At 70.9% G+C, this 17,873-nt stretch carries 17 protein-coding genes; 9 read left to right on the top strand and 8 right to left on the bottom strand.

Going from position 1 to position 17,873, the window contains the following annotated elements:
* The first annotated feature begins 146 nt into the window (after nt 1–146).
* The 3 genes from D7W82_RS18195 to D7W82_RS18185 all read left to right on the top strand — a co-directional run bounded on the left by D7W82_RS18195 (nt 147) and on the right by D7W82_RS18185 (nt 2,984).
* Nucleotides 147–1,661 (top strand): FAD-dependent oxidoreductase, encoded by a 1,515-nt coding sequence (locus D7W82_RS18195; protein ID WP_120619565.1) that lies wholly within the window; start codon nt 147–149, stop codon nt 1,659–1,661.
* 83 nt (nt 1,662–1,744) lie between these two features.
* Nucleotides 1,745–2,233, top strand: coding sequence for a hemerythrin domain-containing protein (locus D7W82_RS18190; RefSeq protein WP_120619564.1), 489 nt, complete (start codon nt 1,745–1,747; stop codon nt 2,231–2,233).
* Between the two features lie 64 nt (nt 2,234–2,297).
* Entirely contained in the window at nt 2,298–2,984 is a 687-nt protein-coding gene (locus D7W82_RS18185) for a DNA-3-methyladenine glycosylase (RefSeq protein ID WP_120619563.1), read from the top strand.
* Between the two features lie 73 nt (nt 2,985–3,057).
* On the opposite strand, the gene D7W82_RS18180 is transcribed toward D7W82_RS18185, so the two are convergent.
* The 3 genes from D7W82_RS18180 to D7W82_RS18170 form a co-directional block, all read right to left on the bottom strand.
* Nucleotides 3,058–3,417 (bottom strand): GFA family protein, encoded by a 360-nt coding sequence (locus tag D7W82_RS18180; protein WP_120619562.1) that lies wholly within the window; start codon nt 3,415–3,417, stop codon nt 3,058–3,060.
* A gap of 146 nt (nt 3,418–3,563) precedes the next feature.
* Complete coding sequence (locus tag D7W82_RS18175) at nt 3,564–4,316, bottom strand: hypothetical protein (RefSeq protein WP_120619561.1); 753 nt, start codon at nt 4,314–4,316, stop codon at nt 3,564–3,566.
* 144 nt (nt 4,317–4,460) lie between these two features.
* Nucleotides 4,461–5,711, bottom strand: coding sequence for an MFS transporter (locus D7W82_RS18170; RefSeq protein ID WP_120619560.1), 1,251 nt, complete (start codon nt 5,709–5,711; stop codon nt 4,461–4,463).
* Between the two features lie 82 nt (nt 5,712–5,793).
* Between D7W82_RS18170 and D7W82_RS18165 the strand changes: the two genes are divergently transcribed.
* A complete protein-coding gene (locus D7W82_RS18165) occupies nt 5,794–6,486 on the top strand; it encodes an SIMPL domain-containing protein (RefSeq protein WP_120619559.1) in 693 nt (230 codons plus the stop codon).
* 26 nt (nt 6,487–6,512) lie between these two features.
* Here D7W82_RS18165 and D7W82_RS18160 read toward each other — a convergent pair whose 3' ends face one another.
* The 4 genes from D7W82_RS18160 to D7W82_RS18145 form a co-directional block, all read right to left on the bottom strand.
* On the bottom strand, nt 6,513–7,787 hold the full coding sequence (locus D7W82_RS18160) for a pyridoxal phosphate-dependent aminotransferase (protein ID WP_120619578.1): 1,275 nt from the start codon (nt 7,785–7,787) through the stop codon (nt 6,513–6,515).
* A 39-nt stretch (nt 7,788–7,826) separates the two neighbouring features.
* Complete coding sequence (gene dps, locus D7W82_RS18155; RefSeq protein WP_120589661.1) at nt 7,827–8,309, bottom strand: DNA starvation/stationary phase protection protein Dps; 483 nt, start codon at nt 8,307–8,309, stop codon at nt 7,827–7,829.
* 113 nt (nt 8,310–8,422) lie between these two features.
* Entirely contained in the window at nt 8,423–8,950 is a 528-nt protein-coding gene (locus tag D7W82_RS18150) for a carboxymuconolactone decarboxylase family protein (protein WP_120619558.1), read from the bottom strand.
* Between the two features lie 6 nt (nt 8,951–8,956).
* A complete protein-coding gene (locus D7W82_RS18145) occupies nt 8,957–9,511 on the bottom strand; it encodes a peroxiredoxin (RefSeq protein WP_014394422.1) in 555 nt (184 codons plus the stop codon).
* A gap of 501 nt (nt 9,512–10,012) precedes the next feature.
* Here D7W82_RS18145 and D7W82_RS18140 point away from each other — a divergent pair.
* From D7W82_RS18140 to mxcH, 5 genes are read left to right on the top strand one after another with little or no spacing between them, the layout of a single operon-like run.
* On the top strand, nt 10,013–11,221 hold the full coding sequence (locus D7W82_RS18140) for an MxcI (RefSeq protein WP_233587767.1): 1,209 nt from the start codon (nt 10,013–10,015) through the stop codon (nt 11,219–11,221).
* Nucleotides 11,222–11,275: 54 nt separating this feature from the next.
* Nucleotides 11,276–11,605, top strand: a complete 330-nt coding sequence (locus D7W82_RS18135; protein WP_120567331.1) for a hypothetical protein — start codon at nt 11,276–11,278, stop codon at nt 11,603–11,605.
* A complete protein-coding gene (locus tag D7W82_RS18130) occupies nt 11,602–11,880 on the top strand; it encodes a hypothetical protein (protein ID WP_233587765.1) in 279 nt (92 codons plus the stop codon). The genes D7W82_RS18135 and D7W82_RS18130 overlap by 4 nt, the downstream gene beginning before the upstream one ends.
* Nucleotides 11,877–13,430, top strand: coding sequence for a PepSY domain-containing protein (locus D7W82_RS18125; protein WP_120619556.1), 1,554 nt, complete (start codon nt 11,877–11,879; stop codon nt 13,428–13,430). The genes D7W82_RS18130 and D7W82_RS18125 overlap by 4 nt, the downstream gene beginning before the upstream one ends.
* A gap of 51 nt (nt 13,431–13,481) precedes the next feature.
* On the top strand, nt 13,482–15,929 hold the full coding sequence (gene mxcH, locus D7W82_RS18120) for a TonB-dependent siderophore myxochelin receptor MxcH (RefSeq protein ID WP_233587763.1): 2,448 nt from the start codon (nt 13,482–13,484) through the stop codon (nt 15,927–15,929).
* 27 nt (nt 15,930–15,956) lie between these two features.
* Here mxcH and D7W82_RS18115 read toward each other — a convergent pair.
* Nucleotides 15,957–17,873: IucA/IucC family siderophore biosynthesis protein (locus D7W82_RS18115; protein WP_370451031.1), on the bottom strand; the 1,917-nt coding region annotated here is incomplete at its 5' end.

Genomic DNA, 17,873 nt, shown 5'->3' with positions numbered 1-17,873 from the left:
CAGCCCCGTCCACGCCCGGCCCCTGACTGACCAACACCCGGGGCGAAGCTCTGTTGGGTCGCATACACCTGACGCTGGGCAGCCGGCCGGGCGGGGCCGGGCAGGCGTGGCTTATGCCCTGGGGAGCGCATTCCTAGCCTTCCCTCATGAACGACGAGCGCCAGCACAAATCCCTCTGGACCGTGACGACGCCTCCCCGGGACTTCCCCTCCCTGCCGGGCGACCTGGACGTGGACGTGGCCATCATCGGTGGGGGCATCGCGGGCCTGACGGCCGCCTGGCTGCTCAAGCGTGCCGGCAAGAAGGTGGCCGTGCTGGAGATGCACCGCGTCCTCTCCGGCCAGACGGGACAGACGACCGCGCACCTCACGGAGCTCTTGGACACGCCGTACACCACGCTCCTGAAGGACTTCGGTGAGAAGGGCGCGCATCTGGCCGCGTCGTCCAGCCGCGCCGCCATCGAACAGATTGCGTCCCTGGTGGAGACGCTCGGCCTCGACTGCGGCTTCACCCGCGTGCCGGGCTACCGCTACGCGGAGACGGACGCCGAGCTGCGCGAGCTGGTGCACGAGGTGTCCGCCGCCAGACACGCGGGACTGCTCGCGACCTTCACCAAGGAGGTGCCGCTGCCCTTCCCGGTGAAGGGCGCGCTGCGCGTGGAGGACCAGGCGGTGTTCCACCCGCGGCAGTACCTGCTCGCGCTCGCGGACCGCATCCCGGGCGACGGCTGCCACCTCTTCGAGAACACCAAGGTCGTGGACATCCATGACGGCACGCCCTGCCGCGTCGTCACGGAGGGAGGCACCGTGACGGCGCAGGCGGTGGTGGAGGCCACCACCACGCCGCTCAACCGCGTGGCCATGCACACCAAGCTCTACCCGTACCGCACCTACGCGGTGGCGGCGCCGCTGGACGGGCCGCTGGAGGCGGGCCAGTACTACGACAGCCGCGACCCGTATCACTACATCCGCACGCAGCAGGTGGACGGCGTGCCCTACGTCATCGTGGGCGGCGAGGACCACAAGGTCGGCAGCGAGGAGGACACCAACTCCTGCTTCGCCGCGCTGGAGGCGTACACGCGCGACCGCTTCCCCGTGAAGCGCATCACCCACCGCTGGTCCGGTCAGGTCATCGAGCCCGCGGACGGCCTGCCCTATATCGGCCGCAACGTGGGCAGCCGCCACGTGTACGTGGCCACGGGCTTCTCCGGCACGGGCATGACGTTCGGCACGCTCGCGGGCATGGTGCTGTCGGACCTCATCCTCGGCAACGAGAACCCCTACGCCGCGCTGTACGACGCGGGCCGCGTGAAGCCCAAGGCCGGCGCCAGGGACTTCATCCAGGAGAACGCGGAGGTGGCCTTCCGCTTCGTCGCGGACCGGCTGTCCAGGCCGGACGGGCACCACCTGGCGGACGTGGCGCCGGGAGAGGGAAAAATCCTGGAGGTGGAGGGCCGCAAGGTGGCCGTGTACCGCGAGGAGGACGGCACGCCGCACGCCGTGTCCCCGGTGTGCACGCACCTGGGCTGCCACGTGCACTGGAACAACGCGGAGCGCTCCTGGGACTGCCCCTGCCACGGCGGCCGCTTCAGCCCCACCGGACGCGTGCTCAACGGCCCCGCGGTGAAGGACCTGCCGTCGCGCAAGCTGCCGGTGAAGTGAGAAGTGCGTGGGGGTGGGCTTCCCTTCGGCCGGGCCCACCCCCATCTATCCGCACATCCACTTCATTGACTGGGGGCACGGGAATGAACGCGCTGGAGTTGCTCAAGCAGCAGCATGAAGAGGTCTCCAAGCTGTTCAAGAAGTACGAGAAGCTGGCGGACGACGCGGATGAAGAGCGCCAGGAGCTGTTCGCGCAGATCGCCGACCGGCTGGGCGCGCACGCCAAGATTGAGGAGCTGTACTTCTATCCGGCGATGAAGAAGGACGAGACGGAGGACGACCTGCGCGAGGCCGTGGAGGAGCACCTCTCCGTCAAGCGCCTCATCGCGGACCTCCTGGACATGGAGCCCTCCGACGAGGAGTTCGACGCGAAGATGAAGGTCCTCCAGGAGCAGGTGGAGCACCACGTCGAGGAGGAGGAGAAGGACCTCTTCAAGGAGGCGCGCAAGGTCCTCAGCAAGGATCAGCTCGACGACCTGGGCATCCAGCTGGAGGAGGAATACGACGCCCTGATGGAGGGTGAGCCGCGCAACGACGTGCCCGAGGAGACGGAGCACGCCGCGCCCATCTAGCGCGCCGCGTCCGAAGCAAGACAGGGGTTGCGCGTGGCGTGGGGCCGGGCAGCATGCGGCCCCCATGCCGCGCGCTCCTGTTTCCGCCCCCGTGTTGCTGCCGGATGCCTTCACACCCGCCGCGCGCCGCGCCCTCGTGCGCGCGGACCCCACGCTGGGCACGCTCTTCAAGAAGATAGGCCCGTTCCGCTTCGAGCGGTCCCCGCTGCACAGCCCCTTCGAGGCGCTGGCGCACTCCATCGTCTACCAGCAGCTCCACGGCCGCGCGGCGGCGACCATCTTCGGCCGCGTCTGCGAGCGGGTGGGGCAGGGCAAGGGCTTCACGCCAGAGAAGCTGCTCGCGCTCCCGGACGCCACGCTGCGCGAGGCCGGGCTGTCCGCGAACAAGCTGCTGGCCATCCAGGACCTGGCGCGCAAGACGGTGGACGGCACGGTGCCGCCGCTCGCGCGCGTGCGCCGCATGTCCGACGCGGACCTCATCGAGCACCTCACGCAGGTGCGCGGCATTGGCCAGTGGACCGTGGAGATGCTGCTCATCTTCCGCCTGGGCCGGCCGGACATCCTCCCCGTGGACGACTTCGGCGTGCGCAAGGGCTTCATGGTGCTGCACGGCCTCAAGGAACAGCCCAAGCCCAAGGCGCTGCTCGCGTACGGCGAGCGCTGGCGCCCCTACCGCAGCGTGGTGAGCTGGTACCTGTGGCGGGCGGCGGACAAGCCCGTGGGCACCTTCGCACCGCCGGAGGGCAGCTAGCCGGACAGGGGCCGGGAGCGCACCGTACCGCCCAGCCTCCGAAAGGGCTGAGCGGCCTGCTGTGAAAAGCGGCCTACGCGTCCCGGCCGTTGTAGGCGAACGCGTTGAGGGAGGACAGGTCCACGCCGTCCACGCAGCGCAGGTTGACGGCGAACATCTCCTTGCCGTCCGGGCCCTTCCCGGTGGAGTAGGACTGCACGCCGCAGGTGGGGCAGTGCAGGTGGTTGATGACCTTCTTGTTGAACTGGTAGGTCGTCACCTTGTCCGCGCCGGAGAGGGACTTGAACTGCTCCGGCGGGACGAACGTCAGCACCGCGCCAATCTTGTGGCAGATGGAACAGTTGCAGCTCACCACCTGCGCCAGGTCCGTGGTCGCCTCGTAGCGGACCTGTCCACAGTGGCAGCCACCCGTATACGTCTTCATCTCCGCCATGGTGCATCCTCCGGTTGCTGCGTGATGCCCGGGCCGGAAGCGCGCTCCCGCCCACCCGGTGCGTGTGACGCGCATCAATGAACGGAGGCGGCGGGTACCGCAAGCGCGCAGGTGGCGTCCCCGCGCGCTTGCGGCGGTGCGTCACGTCAGTCCGCGTACGTCGTCACGGACATCATCCGCACGAAGCGGCGGTCCGTGCTGACCGCCGCGATGGCGAAGCCCTGCGTGTAGCCCGGCGCGCCGCAACCGCGGCAGCTCCAGCCCGTCCTGTAGAGCCGGTTGCTGTTGCGCGAAATCTGCGTGATGTAGGCCACCGCGCCCTCCACCTCGTCCACGTTGTAGCTGTAGGCGCTGAGCTGCGCGATGAGCTCCCGCACGGTGATGGGCTCGAAGATGCTGGCCTGCGGACCGAAGGCGTTGCTGAACGCCTCGCCCAGCGTCTGCTGGTTGGCGACGCCCTGGCCGTTGGGGATGTAGCCCTCGTAGATGCGCGCGGAAGAGAACGAGCCGGTGGCGCCGAACAGCTGCGCGGGCGTCTGGGCGACCGGGTACAGGTTCAGCGGGTAGCCCGTGAGGAGCGTGTCGTTCACCTCGTAGAAGTCCGCGAAGTACTTCGCCGCGGTGCCCGTCATGGACTGCTGGAAGGGCGTGTCGCCGAGGCGGGTGGTGAGGTAGGCGCGCTCGGCGGTGTCCACGCCATAGCCGGCGTCGTTGAGGAACGCGTCCAGCGCGTTGCGGATCTCCGAGCGCTGGATGGTCGTGCCGCCGGGGCTGGTGGGGAGCTTCGCGGTGGCGATGCTCGCCTCGAAGGCGGGGATGCTCGTGGTGGAGTCAGCGAACGCCGGAGCGGAGAACAGCATCAGGGCGCCCAGCAGCGACTTCATCGACAGGGTCTTCATGGGGAACCTCTTCATTCAAGGGGGAGAACCGCGAACAGCGCGCTGGCGAGTACCACGCCCCCCTGACACGGCCCGCCTGAGGTTCCTGTGACACGTGCATCCGTGACACGCCTGTGAAGGAGCGTGTCGCGAGGCTGGAATCTTTCACGATGCGGGCTGCGGTGCCGCGGACGTGGACGTGTTGCGGCGCAGGGGCGCGAGCAGCGCGAGGAACGCGGCGGACAGCGCGACGCCCAGGAGGAACATGTTCCCGTAGCCCAGGTTGCCGTACCTCGGATCCGCGAGCAGGCCCGCCAGCGGCCCCGCGGGGGCCTTGCCCGCGACCTCCACGCTGGCCAAGAGCGTGTAGTGCGTGGCGCCGATCCTCCGGTCCGTGCGCGACATCATGAACGCGAACATCACGGTGGTGAGCGCGCCGCCGAAGAACTCCTCGGCGAGCGTCACGCCCAGCACGCCCGCGTCACTGACGCCCGCCTGCGTGAGCAGCCACCGCCCCGCGAGCGGCAACAGGCGCAAGGTTCCGGTGAGGGCCACCGCGCGCAAGAGTGGCAGGCGCGCGGCGAGGAGTCCCCCGCACATGGAGCCCAGGAGCGACGCGGCGGTGCCCCAGGTGCCCACCCACAGGCCGATGCGCGCCGGTGTGAAGCCCGCGTCCACGAGGAAGGGCTTGTAGAGGACGTCGGACATCGTCTCGCCCAGCTTGTACGTGCCGATGAAGAGCAGGAGCCACCCGGTGCCCGGCACGGTGAGCGCGGACCTGATGCGGGCCCAGAGCGCGGGCCAGTCCAGCTTCGGTGACTCGTGGCCTTCGGGCTCGCGCGAAGGAGGTTCGCGCACGAAGAGGACGACGGTGAAGACGGTCAGGCACAGCGCCGACATGACGAGGAACAGCCCGGACCAGCCGATGCTCGCGCTGGCCCACACCAGCAGCCCGCCGCCGGTGAGCATGCCCACCTTGTAGCCCACCACCTGCGCGGTGTTGCCCAGGCCCAGCTCCTCCGGACGCAGCAGGTCCACCGCGAAGCCGTCCACCGCGATGTCCTGCGTCGCGGCGAAGAGGTTCATCACGAAGATGAGGCCCAACAGCAGCGGCAGCGAGTCCTGGCCCGCGGCGAAGGCCGCCCCCGCGCACGCGAGCGCCAGGCCGGCCTGCATGGGGAGAATCCACGAACGCCTGCGCCCAAGGCGCGCGGAGCCGTAGCGGTCCACCATGGGCGCCCACAGCGCCTTGAGCATCCACGGCAGGGACAGCGCGCCCGCGAAGCCCAGCGCGGCCAGGGACACGCCGCGCGTGCGCAGGTAGACGGGCAGCGCCGTCACCTGGAAGCCGAAGGGCAGCCCCTGCACGAAGTACAGCGCGCACAACAGCCACAGCCGGGACGGGATGCGTCGCATGGTCGTGGCCGGAGCATAGGCGCGCCCTCCGGTGTCCGTCGCGGGCCTATACTCGCCGCTCCAGTCACTCCCAGGGAGCCGCATGCCGGAGCGAGCCGCAGCCGAGTCGGGACTCATCGTCGTGGAGCTGTCCGCCGAGCACGAGCTGGAAGCGGACCACGTGGACGCGGTGGTGGACGTGAAGGCGTCCTCGTTCTTCACCGGCAACGCGGCCTTCGCCAACGCGAAGGAGGTGGCCGCGCTGGTGCGCCTCATGGAGGACCTGGGCGTGCCGGCCACGGCCTTCACCCTCCAGTCGGTGCAGGCGGAGACCCAGGAGGGGCTGCTCACGCGCTCCTCGTCCGCCCTCTACACGGTGCGCATCCGGCTGGTGGACATGGGCCGGGTGGGGGACGTGCTCGCCGCGCTGTCCGGCCTGAAGCAGGCGACGCTGCGCGAGCTGCGCTGGGGCTACACGCACGAACCGGAGGCCCGGCAGGACTGGCTGGAGGCGCTGGCCCGCGAGTCGGTGAAGAAGGCGCGCCGCGTGGCGGCCGGGCTGGGCGTGACGCTGGCCGGGCTGCACCGCTTCTGCGAGCGCACCTGGGAGTCGCAGGCCTTCGGCGCGAGGGGCGGGGGCTACGGCGGCGGGAACGAGGACGTGATGCCCATGGCCCCGTCAGGCGGCTACAGCGTGAAGCGGACGGCCGCGCCAGGCTTCCCCGTGTCCCACCGCAAGAAGGTGCACGTGATGGCCACCGCGGAGTTCCAGTCGCGCCCGGCCCCCGAGTCCTGAGGCGCTCGGGGCCGGATGGCTTCGCTTCACGGCATGGCGCCGGGCGTGTGCTGGAGCACGAGCGCCTCCAGCCGCTGGAGCGCCTTGTCCAGCGTCTCCCACGACGGGCCGAAGGACAGGCGCACGTAGTTGCGGAAGCGCGAGGCCCGCGCGCGGCGCTTGCCGGGGTTCACGTCGAAGAACTCACCGGGCACGGTGATGACCTGGTGCTCCAGCGCGGCGCGGAAGAAGGCCATGCCGTCGTTGAGCGGCGCGGGCAGCCCGGACAGGTTGCCCCAGACGTAGAACGTCCCGTCCGGCGCGCGGTCCGTGCGGATGCCCAGCCGCTCCAGCCGGGAGTGGAACCTGTCCCGCTTCTCCCGGAAGGTGTGGTGGATGGCGCGCGTCTCCGCCACCACCGTGTCCTCCTGGAGCAGCGGAATCGCCGCGCGCTGCAGGGGCCGGCTGCCGCCGCCGTCCAGGAAGCTGCCCGCGCTGGAGACCGTGTCGATGACCTGCTTGGGCCCCACCGTCCACGTCATGCGCCAGCCCGGGTAGCGCCAGTTCTTGGTGAGCCCGTCGAAGAGGACCACCGGGTCGCGGTTCACGTCCTCCACGTACCGGGCGGCGCTCTCCACCGGCAGCACGCCCGGGCGGCCCGTCCAGATGTAGTGCGAATAGAACTCGTCGATGAGCAGCGAGCACTCCAGCTCGCGCGCCACGCCCACCCACCGCGCCAGCTCCTCGCCCTGCACCAGCTTGCCGGTGGGGTTGCACGGGTTGGAGAAGAGCAGCGCGGACAGCCCGCGCCCCTGAATCTCCCGGCGCAGGTCGTCGTGCGTGAAGGCGTAGCCGCGCTCGCCCTCCAGCAGGATGGGGATGGCGGTGAACGCCTTGAAGACGTCCAGCAGCTCTTCGTACGCGGTGTAGTCCGGCAGGAAGTGGCCCAGGTTCACCTGGCCCAGGCTCGCCGCGGCGCGGGTGAGGGCCGCGCGGCCGCCGCCGGACAGGCAGATGTTCTCCGCCTTGTACTGGGAGGGCATCCCCTTGCGGTAGAGCCGGTTGTAGAGCCCCGCGATGGCCTCCCGCACCTCCCAGAGGCCCGCGACGGGCGCGTACTCCTGGTCCGCCATGTCCACCGTCACCGAGTGCACGCGCGACGGGGCACCGGGCAAGTCCCCCGTCTCCGGCTGACCCTGGCCCAGGTTGCACCAGTCCGGGTCGCCGGGACGGTAGCCGCGGCGCGTGGCCTCGGCGGTGACGAAGATGACGCCCGTGCGGGGCACGGTGCGAAACGCATGCAGGGGGACGCTGTCGCTCACGGACGACACGCTAGCGCGCCCCCTGCTCCGGCGCAGCCCCTAGCCTTCGAGGGAGGCCCGGAGGAACCAAGCGTGCTTCTCGAACTCGGTGATGATGCCGGTGAAGAGGTCCACCGTGTCCGTGTCCTTGTGACCCTCCACCGCCGCGCGGCTCTCACGCAGGCCGTTGAGGTACACCTCGATGCGCTCGGCCAGCAGCTTCACGTGCTCCAGGTCGCGCGAGGTCTCCTGCGGATACTCCGGCAGGCGGCTGCTCTTGCCCACGTGGCGGCTGGTGCCGTACGCGCGGCCGCCCAGCGTCACCGCGCGCTCCGCGATGGAGTCGTTGTGGTTGGCCAGGCTCACCGCGAAGGTTTCGAACAGCGGGTGCAGCGCGGCGAACTGCGGGCCCTTGATGTTCCAGTGGGCGACCTTGATCTGCGAGTGCAGGTCCAACCCGTCCGCGAGCCGCTCGTTGAGGGTGGCGGCGATGGCGGTGCGGGCCTGCTCGGAGAGGGGACTCGGGCTCTTGTAGAGGGCCATGACGGACACGTTCCTTTCGGGTGAAGGGTGGGACGTCGAAGAGAAAAGACAGCGCCCCCCGGTGTCTTCCACCGGAGGGCGCCAGTCACGACTCGGAGATAACGACGAGGGGACTAGGACTCCAGTCCAACCGCCGCCGCGTGGATGACGCTCGCGATGCGGACCGCATCGTGCACGTGCTCCTCGCTCAGGCCGCCTTCCAGCACGACCTTCTCATGCGACTGGATGCACATCTCGCAGCCGTTGATGGCGCTGACCGCGAGGCAGACCAGCTCGAAGTCCACCTTGTTGGTCAGCACCTGGGCCAGCCGGTTCATCCGCAGCCCGGCCCGCTTGGTCGCGTACGACTCCTTCCCGATCATGTGACGGAACCGGTAGAAGACGTTGTTCATCGCCATCAGCGAGGCCGCCGCGCGGGCGTCCTCGATGACCGGCGTGGCCTTGTCGCCCAGTGCCTGCTTCGCCTCGTTGAGGATGGCCTCCTTCAGCCGCTCGTTCCGGGCGGCGAAGGCGCATGCCACGGCCGTCCCCCAGCGCTGCTCGGGGGTGAGGCTGCCCCCCTCCAACACGGCGGAGAGGTTGAGGCGGGTGTCCTTGTGGGCGTCCGCGAGCTCGCTGCGGACGACTTCGAGCGAAACCATGGTGCCTTACCCCGCCTTCTGCAGCTTGGAGGTGAGGGTCTCCTCACCCTTCTGCCAGTTGCACGGGCACAGCTCGTCGGTCTGGAGCGCGTCCAGCGTGCGGACGGTCTCCTTGACGTTGCGGCCCACGGACAGGTCGTTCACGGACACGTGGCGGATGATGCCCTCGGGGTCCGCGATGAACGTGGCGCGCAGGGCCACGCCCTCCTCCTTGTGCAGGATGCCCAGCGCGCTGGACAGCTCGCGCTTGATGTCCGCCAGCATGGGGAAGGGCAGGTTCTTCAGGTCCGGGTGGTGCGTGCGCCACGCGTGGTGCACGAACTCGCTGTCGGTGGACAGACCCAGCACCTGCGCGTCGCGGTCCTGGAAGTCCTTGTTGTGCTTGCCGAACTCCGCGATCTCCGTCGGGCAGATGAACGTGAAGTCCTTCGGCCACGCGAACAGGACCGTCCACTTGCCCTTGTACGTGTCGTTGGAGATGTCCTGGAATTCCTTGTTCTTCTCCAGGCTCACGGTGCCCTTCAGCTTGAAGTTCGGAAGCTTGTCGCCAACGGTCAGCATGGGATTCGACTCCTTGGGGATGGGGGGCGGGCCACCGTGGTCCACCCCAGAGGTTGTGGGTTGCTACGGGTATTGCAGCCACCGTGCCAGTACATCAACTGCCCTGATTCCAGAGGGTTACGGCTCCCCCTGAGAATCGCACCGACGGGCCGGTGACGCCGGGCCGGTGCATAACGAAATCCCGGTGCCTTTAGCCACTGCAATTTCGGTGAACCCTCTCACCGGGGCGCGTGGAGACTGTTCGACGTCTCGGGCACGAGCGCCACGGAAAATACCCGAAGCCACGAGGGGTTGCCTCAAGGGCAAGCAGCTGGCCGGACGAATGATGGTTCGCCAACGCCTGGGGGCCCGCGCATGCCGGCGCGAGGAATTGACAGGGGGCGGCCGGGCGGGCTACTCCCCGGGCCTCGCCGATAATTTTGAAACTGAGTGTCAATTTCAGGAGTCGACGAACCCCGTTCGTCCGAGGAGCACGTGATGCTGGGAGCGCCGAGGGCTGGCATGGGCAGTGTTGCGCGGGGCCTGCTGGCGTGTGCCGCCCTGGTGCTGGGCGCGTGTGGTGGGGACGACCCGAAGCAGGAGGAGCAGCCGGGGCCACAGGAGGGTGAGCTGTACCTGGTCCACTCCGCGGTGGAGACGAACGGGAGCCGGACGAACTACTTCACCCTGGTGGACTCCCTGGAGGGCTCCAGGACGCTGGACTACGCGAAGTCGCTGGAGCTGCCGGGGCGCCCGCGGCTCTACGCGGCGAAGGGCGTGGGCTTCTTCGCCATTGGCGCGGGAGAGGCCCCCACCATCACCCGCTACGAGGTGCGCGACGGCGCGCTGGTGGCGGGGCAGAGCATCTCCTTCCAGAACCTGGGCGTGAAGCGGATGGGCGCGCAGGCGGTGCACTTCGTTAGCGAGACGAAGGCCTATTACAAGGATGACGCGCAGGGCCTGGTCATCGTCTGGAACCCGGCGGAGATGTCCATCGAGAAGACCCTGCAGCTGCCGGCGGAGCTCATCCGGCAGGGGTACGTCACGGCGCTGAGCCAGTGGATTGGCCGTGACGGCGAGGCGTTCTTCGCGCTGGGCTGGTCCACGTCCACCTATGACGGGTCGCTGCCGGGCACGGTGCTGGTGCGCGTGGACACGGCGACGGACGAGCTGACCTGGACGCGCGACGAGCGCTGCCGCGACCTGTTGAAGGTGGGGCGCCAGGGAGACTCGCTCTACTTCTTCAGCGGCGTGGTGAACGGCCTGGGCTACGCGGTCAAGGGCGCCGGCGAGTTCGGCCAGCAGGACTGCTTCCTGCGCATCTCGCCGGGGCAGAAGACGTTCGACGCGGACTTCGTGGGCAGCGTGGCCCCCGCGCTGGGCGCGGGCAAGGTGGGCGCCGTCATCGCGTTGACCGAGGACGGCACCGCGTGGCTCCAGGTGGCGGACACGAGCGTCACCCCGACGGCGCCGGGCACCACCTACGCGGACTGGTACAGCAAGGGGTGGAGCTGGTACCGGATGCCGCTCGCCACGCTGAAGGACCCGGTGCGGGCCCCGGGCGAGCTGGGCGCCTACAGCGGCTTCACCTTCGTGGCGGGCTCCCAGCTGCTGATCACCCAGAGCGCGGCGGACTACTCCACGTCGTCCATGGTGGACCTGTCGGGCGGCACGCCGCAGCCCCGCTTGACCTTCCCGGGCTTCGCGCTGGACATCGCCCGCATCCGTTAGTTCGAGCCTTCCGCCGGGCGCCGCGCGGCGCCCCTGGCCCATGAGGTGCGCTGCATGGACATCCTGGCTCCCTCGCTGCTGTGGCTCGGCGTGGTGTGTCTCTATGGTGCGTGGTGGTGCCGGCACACCGGACGGTGGCAGGACTTCCCGCGCGCGCCCTGGTTCCTGAACGGGGCGGGACTGGCGTTGCTGCTGGGTGGGCTCGCCGCGTCGCTCCGGGGAAGCGTCTCCGCGGGCGCGGCGGTGGGCGCGGCCATGGCGTACGTCATGGCCGCGGGCTCGCTGCTCGCCATCCTGACGCCGCTGGCGCGCAAGCCGGTGTGGGTGATGGGGTTGCTGCTCCCGGTCGGCCTGGTGCTGGGGATGCTGGAGCGGGTGTCGTGACCCTGGCGGGGACGCGGGCCCGCCCGGGGTGGCGCTGGGTGCTGGCGGCGGCGGTGGGTGCGCCGCTGGCGGCGCTGCTGGCCTCGCTCGCCCTGTCCGCCGTGGTGCCCGTGTCCCCGGACGTGCGCTACCTGGTGGCGTGCGTCGCGGTCGCGCCGCTGATGGCCGCGGCCCCGTGCGCGGCGCTGCTGGCCCGCTCGGAGGCCCGGGCGTGGGCGGGGGTCGCGCTGACCTGCTGCGTGTCCCTGCTGCTGCTGTGGAGGGCGCTGCCGTGAAGCTGCGCTCCGACACGTATCGCCTGCTGTGGGAGGCGCATGCGTGGGCGGGCGCGGTGGCGTCGGTCCTGCTGGTGGGCATGTTCCTGCTCGGGGTCGCGTCGTTGTTCCGCCATGAGCTGGTGCCCTGGCAGCAGCCGCGCCTGCGCGCGCCCGTCGCCGCCGACGAGCCGCGAGCGCTGGCCACGCTCCAGGCATGGCTGGACGCGCGCGTGGGCAGGGACGGGCCCGCCACGCTGGACGTGGACCTGCCCGCGCCGTACGCGCCGTGGATGCGGCTGGAGTGGCGGGCCGCGGGCGGCGAGAAGCAGGCCGTCTGGGTGGAGCCGGCCACCGGCGAGGAGGTGCCGGAGCGCAGCGACCTGGGCTACTTCCTGTTCCTCGCGCACTTCCTCTATCCGCTGCCCGGGGGCATGGCCCTGGCCGGCCTGGTGGCGGTGGTGCTGCTGCTGGTGGTGGGCACGGGGCTCATCATCCAGCTGGGGCGGCTGCGCCGGGAGCTGGTCCGCTTCCGTCCGCGCGAGGCGCTGCGCACGGTGTGGGGCGACCTGCACAAGGTGCTCGGGAGCGTGGGGACGCCCTTCCAGGCGATGATGGCCTGGACGGCGGCCATCATCTGCTTGAACGCCGCGGTGCTTCAGCCGGTGGTGGTGCGCACGGCGTTCCAGGGCGACGTGGACGCGGGGCTTCAGACGCTGGGCTATCCGCGCGGCGCGAAGCCCTCCGGACAGGCCGCGCCCGCGCCCCGGGTGGCCGCCATCCTGGCCCGGGCCCGCGAGGCGCTGCCGGACGTGCGCCACTACCGCTTCAGCCTGCGCAACCTGGGGGACGCGTCCGCCTACGCGGACGTCCGGGGCTCCGCGCGTGACGGGCTCGCCGAGTTCACCACCGTGCGGGTGGCGGGCGACGGGCAGCTCTTGCACGTGCGGCGGGCCGGTGGGCCGAGCGCGTCCGCGAAGCTGCTGGAGGGGGCCTACGTGCTGCACTCTGGCCTCTATTCGGGCATGGGGCTGCGGCTCGCATACGCGCTCCTGGGGCTCTTCAGCGCGCTGTGCGTGGTGACGGGCAACCTGGTGTGGCTGGAGCGGCGGGCGCGCTCCATGCGCCGGGTGGACGTGGCGCTCGCGCGGCTGACGGCGGGCGGCTGTGGGGGCGCGGCGTTCGCGCTCGCGGCGGTCTTCCTGGCGAACCAGCTGCTGCCGGACGCGCTGCCCCACCGGGTGGAGTGGGAGCACCGCGTCTTCTTCGGGGCCTGGTGCGCCAGCGTGCTCGGCGGGCTCGTGTATCCCCGCGCCCGGGGCTGGGCGCGGTGGCTGTTGGGCCTGTCCGGCGGAGTCCTGCTGGTGCTGCCCTGGCTGGATGCGTGGCGAAACCTGCGGCGCGTCTTCGACCCCGCGGGTTCGCCCTTCGTGTTCTTCGTGGACCTGGGGCTCGCGGCCCTGGGCGCCGCGTTCCTCCTCTCCGCCTGGGCCATCGGGCGCATCGCCCCCCACGACCCGGGCGGGGCCCGGGTCGCACCGCTGGGCGTTCCGGCGCACGAAGGGCGCTGAATGTCCTCCAGGTCTTGCTTCCCGCGCGTCTCGCGGCTTGTTCCCCGCACCATGTCCATCCTCTCCGGCCGTTCCGCTTCGCCCGTGTGTCTCCCCCGTTCGCGCGTGGGCTGGAAGCGGGCCCTGGGGGCGCTGGCCCTGTGCCTGTCGGTGCCCGCGCTGGCGCAGGACGCGGGGGTGTCCACGCCGGCCGTGGGCGAGCTTTCGGGCCAGCTGACCGCGTGCGCGGACGGGGACCTGGGGAAGGCGGAGCTGCTCCTGCTGGAGCCGGATGGGAACACCCGGGCGCCGCGGATGGACGCGCGCCGCCGCTTCCAGGTGAAGGGGCTGAGCCCCGGCGACTACGAGCTGCACGTCTACGTCCCCGGCTGCGAGCCGCGCGCCTGGCGCGTCCAGGTGTCGGCGGGGCAGCGGACGCAGGTGGAGGCCCGGCTGGAGGTGGCCCTCGACATGGGGACCACCATCGGCGTGACGGGCCGGGAGCTGAGCAAGTCGGAGGAGCGGGCCCTGTCCGCGGAGTCGGTCCGCGTGGTGGAGCTGGAGGCCGCGAAGCAGCAGACGGCGGACCTGGGCGAGGTGCTCAGCCGCAACAGCGGCGTCAGCGTGCAGCGCACCGGCGGCCTGGGGTCCAACGCCCGCTTCTCGCTCAACGGCTTCACGGGGGAGCAGGTCCGCTTCTTCCTGGACGGCGTTCCGTTGGAGCTCGCGGGCTTCGGGCTGGGCATCGCCAACGTGCCGGTCAACCTGCTCAAGCGCGTGGAGGTGTACCGGGGCGTGGTGCCCGTGCGCTTCGGCGCGGACGCGCTGGGCGGCGCGGTGAACCTCGTCTCGTCGGACGGCAATGAGAAGGACGGCCTGTCCGCGTCGCTGCAGGCGGGCTCGTTCGACACGTACCGGGGCTCCGTCTCCGGCCAGTACCGGCTGGGCCCGAGCGGCGTGTTCCTGCGCGGCCACGCCTTCGGGGACTTCGCGCGCAACGACTACGCGGTGGACGTGGAGGTGCCGGACGACCGGGGGCGGCTCCAGCCGGCCCGCGTGCCGCGCTTCCATGACGGCTTCGCCGCGGGAGGCGCCGGGCTGGAGCTGGGCGTCGTCGACAAGCCCTTCGCGGAGCGCCTGTCGCTGCGCGCGTTCGGGTCGCGCTACCGCAAGGAGCTCCAGCACAACGTGGTGATGACGGTGCCCTACGGCGAGGCGCTCTCCTCCGAATCCAGCTATGGCGCGCTGGCCACCTGGGCCCGGGGCGGGCTGGGGTCCGGGAGGCTGCGGCTGGAGGCCGTGGGCGGCTACAGCCGCCGGGACACCGACTTCCGCGACACGTCGATGTTCGTCTACGACTGGTACGGCACCCCCGTGACGGAGCGCCGCCAGCCGGGCGAGCTGGGCGCCACGCCCACGGACCAGACGCTCTGGCAGCACAGCGCCCTGGCGCGGTTCCACGCGGGCTACGAGCTGTCGGAGTCACAGCGCCTGCGCTTCACGCTGGCGCCCACCTTCGTGAGCCGCCAGGGGCAGGACCGGCTCAAGCAGGACACCGGGCAGAGGGATCCGCTCGACGCGCGCAGGAACCTGCTCACGCTGGTGGGCGGCCTGGAGCACGAGGCCATGCTGGCGGACGGGCTGCTCAAGAACGTGGCCTTCGTGAAGGGCTACGTGATGCGCTCCGCGTCGGAGGAGGTGCTCGCCGCGGGCGACGTCGTGCGCCGCGACCAGGCCAGCGAACGGTTGGGCGTGGGCGACGGCCTGCGGCTGTTCCTGCCGCACGGGCTGCTGGCCAAGGCGTCCTACGAATACACCACGCGCCTGCCCGGCCCGGACGAGCTGTTCGGGGACGGCGTCCTGGTGGCCGCGAACCTGGCGCTGCGGCCCGAGGCCAGCCACAACGCGAACCTGGAGCTGGCGCTGGAGGACCTGGGCACCGGGCTGGGCCACTTCCGCGGCAGCGTGGGCGGCTTCGCCCGCTTCGCGGATCAGCTCATCGTGCTGCTGGGCAACGACACCACCCTCAGCTACGAGAACGTCTACGCGGCGCGCTCGCTGGGCGTGGAGGCGTCCGCGGGGTGGACGGTGCCGGGGGACTGGCTGGCGCTGGACGCCAACGCGACCTGGCAGGACTTCCGCAACGCGGGCGGCGCGGGCGCCTTCGCGGCCTTCGACGGCGACCGCATCCCCAACCGCCCGTGGCTCTTCGCCAACGCGTCAGCGCGGCTCCAGCGGCGCGCGCTGTTCAAGCCCACCGACGTCGCGTCCCTGGGCTTCACCTCGCGCTACGTGCACGGGTTCTTCCGGGGCTGGGAGAGCCAGGGCCTGCGCCAGTACAAGCAGGAGGTGGACGCGCAGCTCATCCACTCCCTGGCGCTCTCCTACGTGCGCGAGGGCTCCCCCCGCCTGGGCGGGACGCTGGAGGTGCTCAACCTCACGAACGCGAAGGCCTACGACTTCTTCGGCGTGCAGCGGCCGGGCCGCTTCCTGTCCGTCAAGCTGACGGCGGACTTCTGAGGAAGCGGCCCGCTCCCCCGCGCGGCGTCAGTCCTGCGCGAGCGGGTTGGGCAGCGTCCCGTTCGGGTACAGCGCGTGGCGCAGGGCCCGGTCGGTGTAGCGGGTGACGACGATGCGGTCCCGGTTGAGCGCGTAGCGCGGGATGCGCGGCACCAGCAGGTCGTACTCGGCGAAGCGCTCGCGCAGCTCCGGGTTCTTCTGGTGGAAGGCCAGGATGGTCCTGCGCACCTGACGCCAGAAGGCCTGCTCCGGCACGCCCAGCTGCTCCTCGCACAGCGGCGCCAGGTAGCGGAAGTGGCCCACGAAGATTTGATCCACCACGTGCTGGCGGATGACCGACGGGTGCTTGCGCGGCAGCACGTGGTCATGGCCGTCCGGCTCCGGGCCGCGCTCCGGCACGTCCGTGAAGGACACGCACACGTCGTCCACGAAGTCCTTCAGGTACAGCCGGCGGGGCACGTCGTCGCCGTCGAAGCCCAGGAGCGTGTTCTGCCCGTGCGGGTTGAAGGTGATGCCGTAGCGATACAGCACGTGCATGATGGGGATGAGCAGCGTGTCGAACAGCTGCTGCAGCCACGCCTCCGCGCCCAGGCCCGACGCGCGCACCAGCTCCGCGACGAACGCCGTGCCCTGGTTGTCCACGTGCAAGAGCGACGCGAAGGTGCGCACGCGCTCGGAGGCGTCCTGCCGCGCGGCGACGGGCTCGCGCCAGATGCAGCCCAGCGTCTCCAGGTGCTGGTAGGGCACCTCCGCCACCTTGGAGAGGTACGGGTGGCGCACCGTCACGGAGGCCACCTCGCCCAGGAACACCGTGCGGCAGGTGTCCGTGAGGAAGGGGTCGCTGTCCAGCAGGCACTTGAGCCACTGCGTGACGACGGGCGCGCCCAGCGTGCAGTGCGGAGGGATGCCGCGCCACACCAGCGTGTTGAGGATGCGCAGCGGCAGCTTCACGTCATAGCGGCCCGGCGTGGTGATGTTGGCCATGGTGCGGATGGACTGGCCGGGCAGGTACTCGTCCGGGCTCTCGCCCAGGGGCACGATGCGCCGCTGCGCCACGTCCGCCGCGTGCAGCACCTGCACCGCGTGCTCCCACTGCCACGGGTGCACGGGCATCCACACGAAGGCGTCCGGCTTGAGGTCCAGGGAGGTGAGGACGCGGGTGAAGCGGGCGCGCGTCGCCGCGTCCAGCTCGCGCTCCAGGATGGCCTGCTCGGACAGCTCCGACGTGCCGCGGAACTCCGCCAGCCCCCGGTGCACCGCCACCCAGCGCAGCCGCACCGGCTGGCGCGCCTCCGGGGCGTAGCGGCGCACGTCGGACGCGGAGAAGCCCACGCGGCCCTTGTTCGCCACCAGCCAGTTGTGCCCCGTCATGTGGCACTCCAGCTCGGTGTGGCCCAGCCCGCGCATCTGGGCGGCGGTGTGGCCGCCGTGCGTGATGCGGGCCGCGTCCACCGCCAGCGTGGAGGACAGCTCGTTGAAGTAGGTGGCCAGCGTGGACGCGTCGGTGTTCAGCGTGGACGCGGCGTCCGCGAGGAACTGGAGCGCGTCCCAGGCGGGCTCCGCGATGCTGTTGCCCAGCATGCCGGTGGCGCTGCGGGTGATGGACGCGGGGTCCACCTGCATCCAGCCGAAGGCGCCCGGCCGTGCGCGGAACTGGTAGGACGTGCCGCTGCCCAGGTCCACGCGGTAGCGGCCCTCGCCGCCGTCCTCGACGGGCTTGAGCATCTCCTCGAAGCTCCATTCGCCCAGGGCCTTGGCCAAGAGCCGCCGGCTGGCCTCGCGCCAGTCGGCGGGGCTCACGTCGGACAGGGCGGGCACCGGGTGTTCACCGGTCCCGGTGGACGCGCCGGGGACCGCGGCGTTGGAGGCCGCCGCGAGGAGCGCGGGGGCGACGGGGGACTCGGGGTTCGTGGTTTCGTTGCGGGGGTTCACGGGGACTCCTTC

The organism is Corallococcus sp. CA049B (genome assembly GCF_003611685.1).
GTDB classification, from domain to species: Bacteria; Myxococcota; Myxococcia; order Myxococcales; family Myxococcaceae; genus Corallococcus; species Corallococcus coralloides.
Note: the sequence above shows the minus strand (reverse complement) of the source record. Positions and strands in the feature narration are given on the sequence as shown.